At 71.8% G+C, this 14,592-nt stretch carries 11 protein-coding genes, 1 rRNA gene and 1 pseudogene; 7 read left to right on the top strand and 6 right to left on the bottom strand.

The features are described 5' to 3' along the window. Positions 1-130: 130 nt before the first annotated feature. A complete protein-coding gene (locus ACZ5XZ_RS21110) occupies positions 131-1,225 on the bottom strand; it encodes a FecCD family ABC transporter permease (RefSeq protein WP_468980156.1) in 1,095 nt (364 codons plus the stop codon). Then, entirely contained in the window at positions 1,222-2,202 is a 981-nt protein-coding gene (locus ACZ5XZ_RS21115) for a FecCD family ABC transporter permease (protein ID WP_468980157.1), read from the bottom strand. The genes ACZ5XZ_RS21110 and ACZ5XZ_RS21115 overlap by 4 nt, the downstream gene beginning before the upstream one ends. 155 nt (positions 2,203-2,357) lie before the next feature. On the opposite strand from ACZ5XZ_RS21115, the gene ACZ5XZ_RS21120 reads away from it, so the two are divergent. Together ACZ5XZ_RS21120 and ACZ5XZ_RS21125 are read left to right on the top strand one after the other, a co-directional pair. Then, positions 2,358-3,383, top strand: a complete 1,026-nt coding sequence (locus ACZ5XZ_RS21120) for an ABC transporter substrate-binding protein (protein ID WP_468980160.1) — start codon at positions 2,358-2,360, stop codon at positions 3,381-3,383. Between the two features lie 88 nt (positions 3,384-3,471). After that, positions 3,472-4,362: a siderophore-interacting protein gene (locus ACZ5XZ_RS21125; protein ID WP_468980162.1), complete on the top strand. Its 891-nt coding sequence runs from the start codon at positions 3,472-3,474 to the stop codon at positions 4,360-4,362. A gap of 30 nt (positions 4,363-4,392) precedes the next feature. Here ACZ5XZ_RS21125 and ACZ5XZ_RS21130 read toward each other — a convergent pair whose 3' ends face one another. Then, a complete protein-coding gene (locus ACZ5XZ_RS21130) occupies positions 4,393-5,418 on the bottom strand; it encodes an HAD-IIA family hydrolase (RefSeq protein WP_468980164.1) in 1,026 nt (341 codons plus the stop codon). Between the two features lie 176 nt (positions 5,419-5,594). Here ACZ5XZ_RS21130 and ACZ5XZ_RS21135 point away from each other — a divergent pair, with 176 nt between their 5' ends. The 5 genes and pseudogenes from ACZ5XZ_RS21135 to ACZ5XZ_RS21155 all read left to right on the top strand — a co-directional run bounded on the left by ACZ5XZ_RS21135 (position 5,595) and on the right by ACZ5XZ_RS21155 (position 12,271). Then, entirely contained in the window at positions 5,595-6,863 is a 1,269-nt protein-coding gene (locus ACZ5XZ_RS21135; RefSeq protein WP_468980166.1) for a DUF1015 family protein, read from the top strand. Between the two features lie 157 nt (positions 6,864-7,020). Then, a complete protein-coding gene (locus tag ACZ5XZ_RS21140; protein ID WP_468980168.1) occupies positions 7,021-8,553 on the top strand; it encodes a pyridoxal phosphate-dependent decarboxylase family protein in 1,533 nt (510 codons plus the stop codon). A gap of 32 nt (positions 8,554-8,585) precedes the next feature. Next, entirely contained in the window at positions 8,586-9,905 is a 1,320-nt protein-coding gene (locus ACZ5XZ_RS21145) for a lysine N(6)-hydroxylase/L-ornithine N(5)-oxygenase family protein (RefSeq protein ID WP_468980170.1), read from the top strand. Next, positions 9,902-10,387, top strand: a pseudogene (locus ACZ5XZ_RS21150) (GNAT family N-acetyltransferase); the annotation flags it as partial. The gene ACZ5XZ_RS21145 and the pseudogene ACZ5XZ_RS21150, both read left to right, overlap by 4 nt. Before the next feature lie 84 nt (positions 10,388-10,471). After that, a complete protein-coding gene (locus ACZ5XZ_RS21155; protein ID WP_468980195.1) occupies positions 10,472-12,271 on the top strand; it encodes an IucA/IucC family protein in 1,800 nt (599 codons plus the stop codon). Between the two features lie 115 nt (positions 12,272-12,386). Here ACZ5XZ_RS21155 and ACZ5XZ_RS21160 read toward each other — a convergent pair whose 3' ends face one another. The 3 genes from ACZ5XZ_RS21160 to rrf form a co-directional block, all read right to left on the bottom strand. Continuing rightward, entirely contained in the window at positions 12,387-13,133 is a 747-nt protein-coding gene (locus tag ACZ5XZ_RS21160) for a tetratricopeptide repeat protein (protein ID WP_468980197.1), read from the bottom strand. After that, positions 13,070-14,257, bottom strand: coding sequence for a hypothetical protein (locus ACZ5XZ_RS21165; RefSeq protein WP_468980199.1), 1,188 nt, complete (start codon positions 14,255-14,257; stop codon positions 13,070-13,072). Before ACZ5XZ_RS21165 ends, ACZ5XZ_RS21160 begins: the two co-directional genes overlap by 64 nt. A 242-nt stretch (positions 14,258-14,499) precedes the next feature. Continuing rightward, positions 14,500-14,592 (bottom strand): 5S ribosomal RNA (gene rrf / locus ACZ5XZ_RS21170); the annotation flags it as partial.

A 14,592-nucleotide genomic window follows, 5' to 3' on the forward strand; every position in this document is an offset into this window, starting at 1 on the left:
GTCGTGTCGCTGCTGCTGCCCGGCTGCCGCCGGTCCGGTGCCGGTGCCGGTGGACGGGCACCGGCCCGTAGGCGCCGCCTCGGGCGTGCCGTGCCCGCCCCGCCGCATGCCCTGCCCGCCCCGCCGCGTGTCATATCCGCCCCGCCCGGCGCTCCGTGGCCAGCAGCCACAGCAGATAGCCGCCGCCGAGGACTCCGGTGAGCACGCCCACCGGCAGCTGGTCGGCGCCGAAGAGCTGCTGTGACGACCAGTCCGCCGCGACCAGCAGTACGGCGCCCATCAGGGCGGCGGGCACCAGGTTGGGGCCGGGCGAGCGGGTGAGCCGCCGCGCCAGTTGGGGCGCGGTGAGCGCGACGAAGGAGATCGGCCCGGCCGCCGCGGTGGCGGAGGCGACGAGCACGACCGCGGCCAGCAGCACCACGACGCGGACCCGGCCGACCCGTACGCCCAGCGCGTAGGCGGCGTCGTCGCCCATCTCCAGCATCCGCAGCGGCCGCCCGTAGCACAGCACCAGCGGCAGGCAGACGGCGCAGACGGCGGCCAGCGGCCAGACCTGGTCCCAGTCGCGGCCGCTGAGGGAACCGGTCATCCAGGTGGTGGCCTGGGTCGCCTCGACGATGTTCGCCTTGGTCATGAGGTAGAGCACCATCGCGTAGAGCATGGCGCCGGCTCCGATGCCGACGAGCACGAAGCGGTAGCCGTGGATGCCGCCCTTCCAGGCGAGCAGGAAGATGGCGAGTCCGGTGACGAGTCCGCCGGCGACCGCACCGGCGGCGACCGCGAAGGTCCCGGCCTGGAAGTAGACGATGGCGGTCAGCGCGCCGACGGACGAGCCCTGGGCGAAGCCCAGGACGTCCGGGCTGCCCAGGGGGTTGCGGGTGACGGTCTGGAAGACCGCCCCGGCGACCCCGAACGCGGCGCCCACCAGCAGTCCCACCAGCACCCGCGGCAGCCGCAGGTCCTGGACGACGAACTGCTGGCCGGCGTCGCCGCCGCCGGCCAGCGTGGCGACCACCTCGGCCGGGCTCATCGGGTAGTCGCCGGAGCCGATCAGCGCGATGCCGGCGGCCAGCGCGAGGGCCAGCAGCAGCAGTCCGACGACGACGGCGCGCACGTCCAGGCGCAGCGAGAGCCCGCCCGCCGTACGCACGGCCCGCACCGTCCGGACCGCCCCGGTCCCGCTTCCCTTGCCGGGGCCCTGCCCGGGCTTGACGGTCGTACTCACAGCTGGGCCATCCTCCGACGCCGTACGAGATAGATGAAGACCGGGCCGCCGACGACGGCCGTGACGATGCCGACCTGCAGCTCTCCGGGCCGCGCCACGACCCGCCCCAGGACGTCCGCGCCGAGCAGCAGCACCGGTGAGAGCACCGCGGAGTACGGCAGGATCCAGCGCATGTCGGGCCCGGTGATGGCCCGTACGACATGCGGAACCATCAGGCCGACGTAGACGATCGGGCCGCAGGCGGCGGTCGCCCCGCCGCACAGCAGGGTGACGGCGAGCATCGCCAGCACCCGGGTGCGGGTCAGCCGGGCGCCGAGCGCCCGCGCCTGGTCGTCGCCGAGCGCGATCGCGTTCAGCGGCCGGGCGATCAGCAGTGCCAGGACGCCGCCGACCGCGAGGAACGGCGCGATCTGGGTGACGGTGGGCAGGGTGGCGGCGGCCAGCGAACCCACCGTCCAAAAGCGCATCTTGTCCAGTGCCGCGGTGTCCATCAGGTTGACCGCGTTGAGGTAGCCGGTGAGGACCGCGGTCAGCGCGGTGCCGGCGAGGGCGAGGCGTACGGGGGTGGCGCCGCGGGTGCCGCCGAGGACGTACACCGCGACGGAGACCAGCGCGGCGCCGGCGAACGCGAACCACACATAGCCGATCAGTGAGCTGACGCCGAGGAAGCTGATGGCGGAGACGACGGCGGCCGAGGCTCCGGCGTTGATGCCCAGAACTCCCGGGTCGGCCAGGGGGTTCCGGGTCAGCGCCTGCATGACCGTGCCGGCCAGGCCGAGGGCGGCGCCGACGATCAGACCCAGCAGGGTGCGGGGCAGGCGCACATCGCGGACGACCACGTCGGTGTCGGAGCCGGAGTAGTGGAACACCCCGTGCCACACCTGGTCGAGAGGGATCTCCTTGGCGCCGACGGCGATGCCGAGGACGGTGACGACGGCCAGGACGGCGACGGAGGCGAGCAGGCCCGCGGAGCGCATGGCATGGGGTCGTCGGGGTGCCGCGGAGGCGGGAGCCGTTGTTGCTTCGGGGGGACTGTCAACCAACACGATGGTTAGGTTAGCCTACCCTCACATTCAACTCGCAGGCCCTTCCCTCATCTCGCAGGCCCTTCCCAGAGAGAAGCACACCCACCATGAGCACCTCCCGAAGCGTAACCCTGTCCCGCCGCGGCATCCTCGCCGCGGGCGGTGCCGTCGGCATCGGCGCCCTGCTCGCCGCGTGCGGTGGAGACAAGGGCTCGGCGGGTGCCGGCGGCGGCAAGGGCGGCCCCTGGTCCTTCACCGACGACCGCAGGCAGAAGGTCTCCCTCAAGAGCACCCCGCAGCGCATCGTCGCCTTCACCGGCACCGCGGCCGCACTGCACGACTTCGGTATCGACGACCAGATAGTCGGCGTCTTCGGGCCCACCAAGCTCAAGAACGGCAAGCCCGACCCGCAGGCCGGCGACCTCGACGTCGACAAGGTCACCGTCCTCGGCAACGCCTACAACCAGTTCAACGTGGAGAAGTACGCGGCCCTGCGCCCCGAACTACTGGTCACCAACATGTACGAGCCGAACGCGCTGTGGTTCGTGCCGGACACCAGCAAGGACAAGATCGCCAAGCTGGCCGAGTCCGTCGCCATCACCTCCGCCCGCGTCCCGCTCGTCAAGATCATCGAGCGCTACGCCGAGCTGGCCGAGTCGCTCGGCGCCGACCTCAAGGCCAAGAAGGTCGCCGACGCCAAGGCCCGCTTCGAGAAGGCCTCCGAGGCGCTGCGCCGGGCCGCCAAGTCCCACCCGGTCAAGGTGCTCGCCTGCTCCGGCAGCCCCGGCCTCTTCTACGCCTCCAACCCCGGCATCAACGCCGACCTCATGTACTACAAGTCCCTCGGCGTCGACCTGGTCGTCCCCGACCACCTGGACAAGGGCGGCTACTTCGAGAGCCTGAGCTGGGAGAACGCCGACAAGTACAAGGCCGACGTGCTCCTGCTGGACAACCGGACGGCCACCCTCCAGCCCAAGGACCTGGCCGCCAAGCCCTCCTGGGCCAAGCTCCCCGCCGTCAAGGCCGGCCAGATCACCCCCTGGTCCAGCGAGCCGCGCTTCTCCTACGCCGGCGCCGCGCCGCTGCTCGAATCGCTGACCAAGGCGATCGAGGGCGCCAAGAAGGCCAACTGACGTACGGCCGCGGTGGACCGGCGCCCACCGGCCCCGCGTTCCACCGCGGCCGCTCCCCCACCCCACCACCGTCCCGGGAGGTTCCCGTATGACCACGACCGCCGCCCCCGCCACCGCGCCGTTCCGCTTCTTCGAGGTGCACGTCGTACGCTCCCGGCGACTCAGCCCCTCCATGGTGCGGGTCACCTTCGGCGGCGACCGGCTCCACGAGCTGGCGTCCGGCGGTCGTGACCAGCGCTTCAAGCTCTTTCTGCCGCAGCCCCACCAGGACCGGCCGGTCTTCGAGGACATGAGCGAGGGCTGGTACACCGCCTGGCGGGCGCAGGACCCGGCCGAGCGCCCGGTGATGCGCTCGTACACGATCCGCGAACAGCGCCCCGACGCGGAGGAGTTCGATGTCGACTTCGCCCTGCACGGCGCCGGTCCCGAGGCCGTCGCCACGGCCGGCGGCCCGGCCTCCCGCTGGGCCGCCCGGGCCCTCCCCGGCGACCGGCTGACCGTCCTCGCCCCGGTCGTCGAGGACAACGGCGGCGTCGACTTCCGCCCGCCGGCCGGCACCGACTGGATCCTGCTCACCGGCGACGAGACCGCGCTGCCCGCGATCGCCGGCATCCTGTCCTGGCTCTCCCCCGGCACCCGGGCCAAGGTCTGGATCGAGATCGGCCACGAGAACGACCGTCAGCAGCTGCCGACCTTCGCGGACGCCGAGATCACCTGGCTGGTCGGCGACCCGGCGGCCGCGGCGCACGGCGAGCCGGTACTGGAGGCCCTGCGCGCCGCCGAGCTGCCCGACGGCACGCCGTACGCCTGGATCGCCGGGGAGGCGGGGACCGTCAAGGCGGTGCGCCGGCACCTGGTCGGCGAGCGCGGAATCGACCGCAGGGCCGTCAAGTTCACCGGCTACTGGCGACGCGGCGCCACCGAGGAGGACCTGATCGCGGAGCTGACGGCCGGCACGGCGCCGGCCGACGAGGACTGAGCCCGGAGCGGGGCGGCGGCGCTTTTGCCCTCAGATCCCGATCCGCGCCAGCGCCTTGCCCGCGTCCGCGCCGCAACTGCCGTCGCCCGCCGCCGTCCAGGCCGCCGCGCACAGCGCCCGCAGCCCGTCCAGCGGTGTACCGGCGCCCGTCACGGCGAGCGTGTCGCCGACCGCCTCGGCCCGCCAGCCGCCGCACCGGAAGCCGCCGTCCTGTGCGGTCACCTCCGGCTGGGGCGCGAGCAGCCCGCGCAGATCGGCGTCCACGTAGGAGGGACGGTGCTGCGGCGGGGCGGCCAGCAGCTCGGCGGCGGTGGTGACGCCGGTGAGGACCAGCAGCGAGTCGACCCCGCCGTTGCAGGCGCCCTCGATGTCCGTGTCGAGCCGGTCCCCGACCACCAGCGGCCGCTCGGCGCCGGTCCGCAGCACCGTCTCCCGGTGCATCGGCGGCTGCGGCTTCCCCGCCACCTGCGGCGTGCCGCCCGCGGCGATCCGGACCACCTCCACCAACGCGCCGTTGCCGGGCGCGATCCCGCGCTCCTTGGGGATGGTCAGATCGGTGTTGGAGGCGAACCACGGCACCCCGCGCTGCACCGCGTACGCGGCCTCCGCCAGCCGCCCCCAGTCCAGCGTGGGGTCGTAGCCCTGCACCACCGCCGCCGGGTCGTCGTCCGCGGAGAGGACCGGCCGCAGCCCGCGCTCGCGCAGCGCCACCAGCAGCCCCTCGCCCCCGATGGCCAGCACCCGCGCGCCCGCCGGCACCTGCTCGGCGATCAGCCGGGCCACCGCCTGCGCCGAGGTGATCACCTCGCCGGCGCCGGTCGGCAGGCCGAAGCCGGTCAGCTGGTCGGCGACGGTCTGCGGGGTGCGGGCCGCGTTGTTCGTCACATACGCCAGGTGCATCCCGCCGTCCCGCGCGCGTATCAGCGACTCCACGGCATGCTCGATGGCCTGTCCGCCGGCGTAGACGACACCGTCCAGATCCAGCAGCGCCGTGTCGTACGCCTCGCTCAGCGGGCGCCGGCTCCCGTCGGGCCGCTGGCGAATCTGCTCGTTCATGCCGTCTCGCTCCTCGCTTGCCATGATGTGGACGAACGTCCCACCGCGCACCATAAGGGCGCGTTCTGCGCCCGCTGCGGGCGCACCGTCGCCCGCCCCGCGCATACCGATAGTTCCGGCCATAGCGGCCTGTCCCCCGATCTTCCCTCATCGGGCCGGCGGCATAGCATTCTTCAATGACCAGTACCGACGGCCTCCGCCTCCTCCCGTTCCGCGGACTGCGCTACGCCCCGGACCGGATCAGCAGCCTCACCGCCGTGACCTCGCCGCCCTATGACGTGGTGGTCCGGCCCGACGGCGTGCGCCATCTGGAGACCGCCGATCCGTACAACATCGTCCGGCTGATCCTCCCGCACGCCGCGGACCCCACCACCCGCCACCGGCAGGCCGCCGACACCCTGCGCCGCTGGCGCGCCGAGGGCGTGCTGACGCAGGACGCCGAGCCCGCGCTGTACGTCTACGAGCAGCGCGCCGGCGAGGTGCTGCAGCGCGGGCTGATCGGCGCGCTGCGTCTGGACGGTCCGGTGCTGCCGCACGAGGACGTCATCGACGAGGTCGTCGAGGACCGGGCCGCCCTGATGCGGGCGGCGGCCGCAAACTTCGAGCCTTTGCTGCTCTCCTACCGTGGCCGGAACGCCGCGAACGGGGCCACCGCGGTCGTCGAGCGGGTGGCGCAGGGCACCCCGCTGCTCGCCACGACCACGGAGGACGGCTTCACCCACCGCCTGTGGGCGGTCACCGATCCCGCCGATCTCGCGGCCATCGACGACGATCTCGCCCGCCGGCAGGCCCTGATCGCCGACGGCCACCACCGCTGGGCGACCTACCAGCGGCTGTACGAGCAGCGGCCCGGGGCCGACGCCGCCTCGCCCTGGGCGTCGGGCCTGGTGCTGCTGGTCGACACCACCCGCTATCCGCTGCAGGTCCGCGCGATCCATCGCGTGCTGCCGCATCTGCCGCCCGCCAAGGCGCTGGCGGACCTGGCCGGCGCCTTCCGCACCCGTACGCTCCCGGGCGAGCTGCCCGCCGCCCTGGCGGCCCTCGACGAGACACCCGGCACCGCCTTCGTCCTGGCGGGCGGGCGGCACTCCTTCCACCTGCTGGACCGCCCCGACCCCGAGCTGCTGGACCGCGCGATCCGCCGGGACCGGCCGGAGGCCTGGCGGAAGCTGGACGCGACCGTGCTGCACTCGGTCCTGCTGGACGAGGTCTGGCACGTCCCCGACCATCCGTCCGACATCAGCTATCTGCACCACGCCGAAGCCGCCGTCGAGCAGGCCGCCCGGCACGGCGGCTCGGCCGTCCTGATGCGCGCCACGTCGGAGGAGACGGTCCGTCAACTCGCCGAGTGCGGTGTGACGATGCCGCGCAAGTCCACCTCCTTCGGCCCCAAGCCCGCCACCGGTCTGGTCCTGCGCACCCTGGACGAGTCCGACAACAACTGAATCCCGGCGTCCGCCCGCCCGCGGCACCTGTGACCAGCCCCGAGAAGTAGTTAGGTTAGGCTTACCTCACTACGTCTCGGGCGGGTCTCCCTGCCCCTGCGCACACACCCCACCCTGCGCAGGACGTGGTCAAGTCCGCACCAGGGAGGACCGCTCCATGAGTCTCCTCGCGCACTCCGCCGAGGACCCGGCCGACAGCCGGACGTATCTGCTCAACAACGCCACGGCCCACCGCTACCACAGCGCCGTCACCGAGAGCGTCACGCGGATCAGCGCCAAAATCGCCGGCACCGCCCGCCCGTTCACCGGCATCTCCGTCGACGGCCTCACGCCCACGGTCGCCGGCGTCGACCTCGACACCCCGCTGCACGACCCGGCCGCCGCACTCGACGAACTCGAGGAGGTCTACCTCCGCGACGCCGTCTACTTCCACCACCCGCGCTACCTCGCGCACCTCAACTGCCCCGTGGTGATCCCCGCCCTCGTCGGCGAGGCCGTGCTCTCCGCCGTCAACTCCTCCCTGGACACCTGGGACCAGAGCGCCGGCGGCACCCTCATCGAGCGCCGGCTGATCGACTGGACGGCCGACCGGATCGGCCTCGGCGAGCAGGCCGACGGCATCTTCACCAGCGGCGGCAGCCAGTCCAACCTCCAGGCCATGCTGCTCGCCCGCGACGAGGCCTGCCGCCGGGAGCTGACCGGCGACGACTCCCCGGCCGGCGCCCGACTCACCGACGTACTGCCCCGACTGCGCATCCTCACCTCCGAGTGCAGCCACTTCAGCATCCGCAAGGCCGCCACCCTGCTCGGCATGGGCGCGGAAGCCGTCCTCACCGTCCCGGCCGACGCGGACAAGCGGATGCGCACCACCGACCTGGCCGACGAGCTGGCCCGCTGCCGACGCGACGGCCTGATACCCATGGCCGTCGTCGCCACCGCCGGCACCACAGACTTCGGCTCCATCGACCCGCTCCCCGAGATCGCCGAGCTGTGCGACCGCTACGGCGCATGGATGCACGTCGACGCCGCCTACGGCTGCGGCCTGCTGGTCTCCCGCCGCCGCGAGCTGCTGAACGGCATCGAGCGCGCCGACTCGGTGACCGTCGACTACCACAAGTCCTTCTTCCAGCCGGTCAGTTCGAGCGCCATCCTGGTCCGCGACCGCACGACCCTGCGCCACGTCACCTACCACGCGGACTACCTCAACCCGCGTCGGATGACCGAGCAGCGCATCCCCAACCAGGTCGACAAGTCGATCCAGACCACCCGCCGCTTCGACGCCCTGAAACTCTGGCTCACCCTGCGCATCATGGGCGCCCGGTCCCTCGGCGAACTCTTCGACGAGGTCATCGACCGCGCCGCGGACGCCTGGAAGCTCCTCCACGACGACCCCCGCTTCGAAGTCGTCGTCGAGCCCCAGCTCAGCACCCTGGTCTTCCGCTACCTCCCCGGCTCCGGCCACGACCCCGAACTGGCCGACCGGGTCAATCTGCACGCCCGGGACGCCCTGTTCGCCTCCGGCGACGCGATCGTCGCGGGCACCAAGGTCGACGGACGCCACTACCTCAAGTTCACCCTGCTCAACCCGGAGACCACGCTCGACGACATCGCCACCGTCCTCGACCTGATCGCCGAGCACGCCGGCAGCTTCCTCACCGAGCAGCCCCAGCCGGCGCTCAGCGCGCGCTGACCTCCCAAAGCCCACCCCCTCGGAGACCCCCTGTGTCCGCCCCTTACGACTTCATCGCCATCGGCCTCGGCCCCTTCAACCTGGGCCTGGCCTGCCTGACCGAGCCCATCGACGGACTCGACGGCCTGTTCCTGGACAACAAGGCGTCCTTCGAATGGCACCCCGGCATGATGCTCGACAGCAGCCATCTCCAGGTGCCCTTCATGGCCGACCTGGTCACCCTCGCCGACCCCACCTCGCCCTACTCGTTCCTGAACTACCTCAAGGAATCGGGGCGGATCTACCCGTTCTACATCCGCGAGAGCTTCTATCCGCTGCGCGCCGAGTTCAACGACTACTGCCGCTGGGCCGCCGGCAAACTCGACTCCATCCGCTTCGCCCACCAGGTCACCACCGTCGAGTACGACGCCCGCGAAGAGCTGTACGTCGTCCACGCCGAGCACCTGCCCACCGGCGAACGCACCACCCACCGCGCCCGCAAACTCGTCCTGGGCACCGGCACCCCGCCGCACCTCCCCGAGGCCTGCCAGGGCCTGGGCGGCGACCTGCTGCACAACGCCGACTACCTGGACGCCAAGGCCGCCCTGCAGGCCAAGGACTCCATCACCCTCGTCGGCAGCGGCCAGAGCGCCGCCGAGATCTACTTCGACCTCCTCCAGGACATCGACAGCCACGGCTACCACCTGACCTGGGCCACCCGCTCCCCGCGCTTCTTCCCGCTCGAATACACCAAGCTCACGCTGGAGATGACCTCCCCCGAGTACGTGGACTACTTCCACGCCCTCCCCCAGGCCACCCGCGACCGCCTCAACGCCACCCAGAAACACCTCTACAAGGGCATCGACTCCGCCCTGATCAACGACATCTTCGATCTGCTCTACCAGAAGAACCTCGCCGGCCCGGTCCCCACCCGCCTGCTGACCAACACCGCGCTGAACCACGCGAGTTACGACGAGACCACCGGCACCTACACCCTGGGCCTGCACCAGGAGGAGCAGGGCACCGGCTTCGTCCTCGACACCCAGGGGCTGATCCTCGCCACCGGCTACCGCTACCGCGTACCGGACTTCCTCACCCCGGTCCGCGACCGGATCGCCTGGGACGACACCGGCCGCTACGACGTGGCCCGCAACTACAGCATCGACACCACCGGCCACGGCATCTTCGTGCAGAACGCCGAACTGCACACACACGGCTTCGTCACGCCCGACCTCGGCATGGCCGCGTACCGCAACTCGTGCATCATCCGCGAGCTGCTCGGCCGCGAGTACTACCCGGTCGAAAAGGCCATCGCCTTCCAGGAATTCGCCGCCCCGGCCGGCTCGCACCACCCCATGGAGATCCCCGCATGAGCGAGGCCCCCGCCTTCACCCGCACCGACCCCGCACTGGGGGAGTTCTCGCTGCGTCCGGTCGACCCGGCCGCCGACGCCGAGCTGCTGCACGGCTGGGTCACCCACCCCAAAGCCGTCTTCTGGCTGATGCAGGACTGCGACCTGACGGACGTCGAGAAGGAGTTCGCACGGATCGCCGCCGACCCCTTCCACGACGCCTTCCTCGGCCTGCACAACGGCACCCCGGCCTTCCTGATGGAGCGCTACGACCCCGCCCACCGCGAACTGGTCGGCATCCACGCCGCCCGGCCCGGCGACGTCGGCATGCACTTCCTCACCGCCCCCACGACCACCCCCCTGCACGGCTTCACCCTCGCCGTGATCACCACCGTCATGGAGATGCTCTTCGCCGACCCGGCCACCCGCCGCGTCGTCGTCGAGCCGGACACCCGCAACACCGCCGTCCACGCCCTCAACAAGGCCGTCGGATTCGAGATACAGCGCACCGTCTCGCTCCCCTCCAAAGACGCCTGCCTCAGCACCTGCACCCGCGACCAGTTCCTGGCCGCCCAAGGGAGACCACCGATGACCGCCGGCACCCGGCCGACCGCCCAGGACGCCGTCGCCCACCTCACCCCCGCACTGTGGGCCCGCGCCAACCGCCTGCTGATACGCAAGGCCCTCGCCGAGTTCGCCCACGAACGGCTGCTCACCCCCAGGCGCCTGCCCCACGACGGCCACTACGCCCTGCGCAGCGACGACGGCAGCACCGAATACCGCTTCGCCGCCCGCAGACAGGCCCTCGACCACTGGCAGATCGACCCCGACAGCATCACCCGCCACCGCGACCACGACGAACTCCCCCTGGACGCCGTGGAGTTCTTCATCGAACACCGCGACGCCCTGGGACTGGGCGCACAGATCCTCCCGGTCTACCTGGAGGAGATCAGCTCCACCCTCTCCGGCACCGCCTACAAGCTCGCCGCCGACCAGCCCACCGCCACCGAGCTCGCCGCGTCCGGCTTCCAGGCCGTCGAGACCGGCATGACCGAGGGCCACCCCTGCTTCGTCGCCAACAACGGCCGCCTCGGCTTCGGTATCCACGAGTACCACGCCTACGCCCCCGAGGCCGCGGCCCCCGTCCGGCTGATCTGGCTCGCCGCCCGCCGCGACCACGCCACGTTCACCGCGGGCGCCGGCCTCGACTACGACTCGCTGGTCCGCGACGAACTCGGCGCCGCCACCCGCGACCGCTTCCACACCACCCTCACCACCCTGGGCCTCGACCCCGACGACTACTACCTCTTCCCCACCCACCCCTGGCAGTGGTGGAACAAGCTGTCCGTCACCTTCGCCGCGGAGGTCGCCCAGCAGCGACTGGTCTGTCTGGGCCCCGGCGACGACGACTACCTCGCCCAGCAGTCCATCCGTACCTTCTTCAACACCACCGCGCCCGCCAAGCACTACGTCAAGACGGCGCTCTCGGTCCTCAACATGGGCTTCATGCGCGGCCTGTCCGCCTCGTACATGGAGGCCACCCCGGCCATCAACGACTGGCTGGCCCGCCTGATCTCCGCCGACGACACCCTCCGGGCCGCCCGCTTCTCGATCATCCGCGAGCGCGCCGCGATCGGCTACCACCACCGGCAGTACGAGGCGGCCACCGACAAGGGCTCCCCGTACCTGAAGATGCTCGCCGCGCTGTGGCGCGAGAGCCCCGTCCCCACCCTGGAACCGGGCCAGCGCCTGGCCACCATGGCCTCCCTGCTGCACACCGACCGCGACGGCGCCTCGTTCGCCGCCGCCCTGATCAAGGAATCCGGCCTGGAGCCCGCCGTCTGGCTCCGCCGCTACCTCGACGCGTACCTGACCCCCGTCCTGCACGCCTTCTACGCCTACGACCTGGTCTTCATGCCGCACGGCGAGAACGCCATCCTGGTCGTCGAGGACGGCGCGGTGGCCCGCGTCATCTTCAAGGACATCGCCGAAGAGATCGCCGTCATGGACCCCGACGCGGTCCTGCCCCCCACCGTCGAACGCATCCGCGCCGACGTCCCCGAGGACAAAAAGCTCCTGTCGGTCTTCACGGACGTCTTCGACTGCTTCTTCCGCTTCCTCAGCGGCACCCTCGACGACCTCGGCGTCCTCGACGAGGAGACCTTCTGGCGCACGGTCGCCGGATGCGTCACCGACTACCAGACGTCGCACCCGCACCTCGCCGACAAGTTCGACCGGTACGACATGTTCGCCGAGGAGTTCGCCCTGTCCTGCCTCAACCGCCTCCAGCTGCGCAACAACCAGCAGATGGTCGACCTGGAGGACCCCGCCGGCGCCCTCCAGCTGATCGGCACCCTCCGCAACCCCCTCGCCCCCTACGCCCCCTGACCCCTCCCCACACACGACGAAGGGCGGGACCCCACCGGGATCCCGCCCTTCGTCCTTGGCTCACACGGCCCGAGCCCGCATCGGCTCGGCCCCTGCCGGCTCAGCCCTTGTCGGCTCAGCCCTTGTCGGGCCGCTCACCGGAGTCCGCACCGGCGTCGTCGCTCTCCTCCGCCTCGCCGGACTCCTCCAGCACGTCGGTGAACTCCACCCCGTCCAGCTCGGCGAGCCGGTCCGAGGCGTCCGTCGTGCCGCCCTGATCGGCCTCCAGCGCCTTGGCGAACCAGTCACGCGCCTCGTCCTCGCGCCCGACCGCCAGCAGCGCGTCCGCGTACGCGTACCGCAGCCGCGCGGTCCACGGGTGGACGGCGCTCGACGCCAGCTCCGGGCTCTGCAGCGTCACCACCGCGGCGTCCGCCTGCCCCATGTCCTTACGGGCACCCGCCGCGACCAGCCGCATCTCGACCTGCCCGGCCCGGTCCAGCTTCTGCACCTCGGGCTCACCGGCCATCGCCAGCGCCTTCTCCGGACGGCCCATCCCGCGCTCGCAGTCCGCCATGACCGGCCACAGGTCGACACCGCCGGTCATCCGCCGCGCCGCCCGGAACTCCGCCAGCGCCTCGCTGTACTTGCCGACCGCGTACGCCGCGAAGCCCGCGGCCTCACGCACCGCCGCGACCCGGGACGCCAGCCGCAGCGCCACCCGCGAGTACCCGTACGCCTGCTCCGGGTCCTCGTCCAGCAGCTTCGCGACCATCACCAGGTTCTTGGCGACGTCGTCGGCGAGCGTCTTCGGCAGGCTCAGCAGCTCCTGCCGCACATCCTTGTCGATCTCGTCACCGGTGACGTCCTCCGGAATCGGCAGCCGCTTGATCGGCTCCCGGTCCCGGTCCCGCCGCTCGTCACGACGGTCGTCCCGGCCACGGCCTGCGCCGTAAGGCCGACGCCCACCGCGCTCGTCATCCCTACGGAACCCGCCCCGGTCATCCCGCCGCGGGCCCCGGTCGTCCCGCCGGAACCCACCGCGGTCGCCCCCGCGGTCGTCCCGACGGAACCCGCCGCGGTCGCCGCCACGGTCGTCCCGACGCTCATCACGCCGGTCGTCCCGACGGAACGAGGGACGGTCACCACCGCGGTCATCCCGCCGCTCATCACGGCGATCGTCCCGACGGAACGAGGGACGGTCACCACCACGGTCATCCCGACGCTCATCACGCCGGTCGTCACGCCGGAAGCCACCGCGGTCGCCCCCGGACGAACGGTCATCCCGACGGAACCCGGGACGGTCGCCGCCCCGGTCGTCACGCCGGAACCCACCACGGTCGCCCCCGCGGTCGCCCCCGCGGTCGTCCCGACGGAACCCGCCGCGGTCGTCCCGCCGCTCATCACGCCGGTCGTCCCGACGGAACGAGGGACGGTCACCACCGCGGTCATCCCGCCGCTCATCACGGCGATCGTCCCGACGGAACCCACCGCGGTCACCACCACGATCGTCCCGACGCTCATCACGCCGGTCATCCCGACGGAACCCGGGGCGGTCCCCGCCACGCTCACCACCGCGGAACCCACCGCGGTCGTCACGCCGGAACCCACCACGGTCACCGCGGTCGCCGCCACGGTCATCACGCCGGTCGTCCCGACGGAACCCACCACGGTCACCACCGCGGTCACCACCACGGTCGTCCCGACGCTCATCACGCCGGTCGTCACGACGGAAGCCACCGCGGTCGCCCCCGGACGAACGGTCATCACGACGGAAGCCCGGACGATCCCCGCCGCGCTCGTCGCGCCGGAACCCGCCACCACGCTCGTCGTCACGACGCGGGCCACGCGGCCGGTCGTCGCGACGGTCGCCACCACGGAAACCCCCGCGGTCGCCGCCGGCGGGACGGTCACGGTCATCGCGGCGGACCCCACCGCGCCCGCCACCAGCACGCTCGTCACGTCGGAAGCCGCCGCGCTCACCGCGGTCGCCGTCGCGGCTGTCACGACGCGGCCCCCGGTCATCACGCCGGAAACCACCGCGGTCACCGTCGTCGCGCCGCTGCGGGCGGCGCTCCCAACGATCGTCGGAAGAGTTGGTGGACATCGACGTGACTCCTGTCTTCGGTACTGCATTCATTCTCGCGCACCGACCAGTTCGGCGCGCTTCGGGCTGTGCTTGTTTCAAAACAGCAAAAAGGACCCTTGGTCCCAGCATGAACGCTGGGACCAAGGGTCCTTGAAAGATTGTTCGGCGGCGTCCTACTCTCCCACAGGGTCCCCCCTGCAGTACCATCGGCGCTGAAAGGCTTAGCTTCCGGGTTCGAAATGTAACCGGGCGT

Source organism: Streptomyces sp. NPDC033270 (genome assembly GCF_055576575.1).

Coding starts and splice junctions, on each gene's coding strand:
- ACZ5XZ_RS21115 (WP_468980157.1), bottom strand. CDS start 2,202: ATGCGCTCCGCGGGCCTGCTCGCCTCCGTCGCCGTCCTGGCCGTCGTC.
- ACZ5XZ_RS21120 (WP_468980160.1), top strand. CDS start 2,358: ATGAGCACCTCCCGAAGCGTAACCCTGTCCCGCCGCGGCATCCTCGCC.
- ACZ5XZ_RS21125 (WP_468980162.1), top strand. CDS start 3,472: ATGACCACGACCGCCGCCCCCGCCACCGCGCCGTTCCGCTTCTTCGAG.
- ACZ5XZ_RS21130 (WP_468980164.1), bottom strand. CDS start 5,418: ATGAACGAGCAGATTCGCCAGCGGCCCGACGGGAGCCGGCGCCCGCTG.
- ACZ5XZ_RS21135 (WP_468980166.1), top strand. CDS start 5,595: ATGACCAGTACCGACGGCCTCCGCCTCCTCCCGTTCCGCGGACTGCGC.
- ACZ5XZ_RS21140 (WP_468980168.1), top strand. CDS start 7,021: ATGAGTCTCCTCGCGCACTCCGCCGAGGACCCGGCCGACAGCCGGACG.
- ACZ5XZ_RS21155 (WP_468980195.1), top strand. CDS start 10,472: ATGACCGCCGGCACCCGGCCGACCGCCCAGGACGCCGTCGCCCACCTC.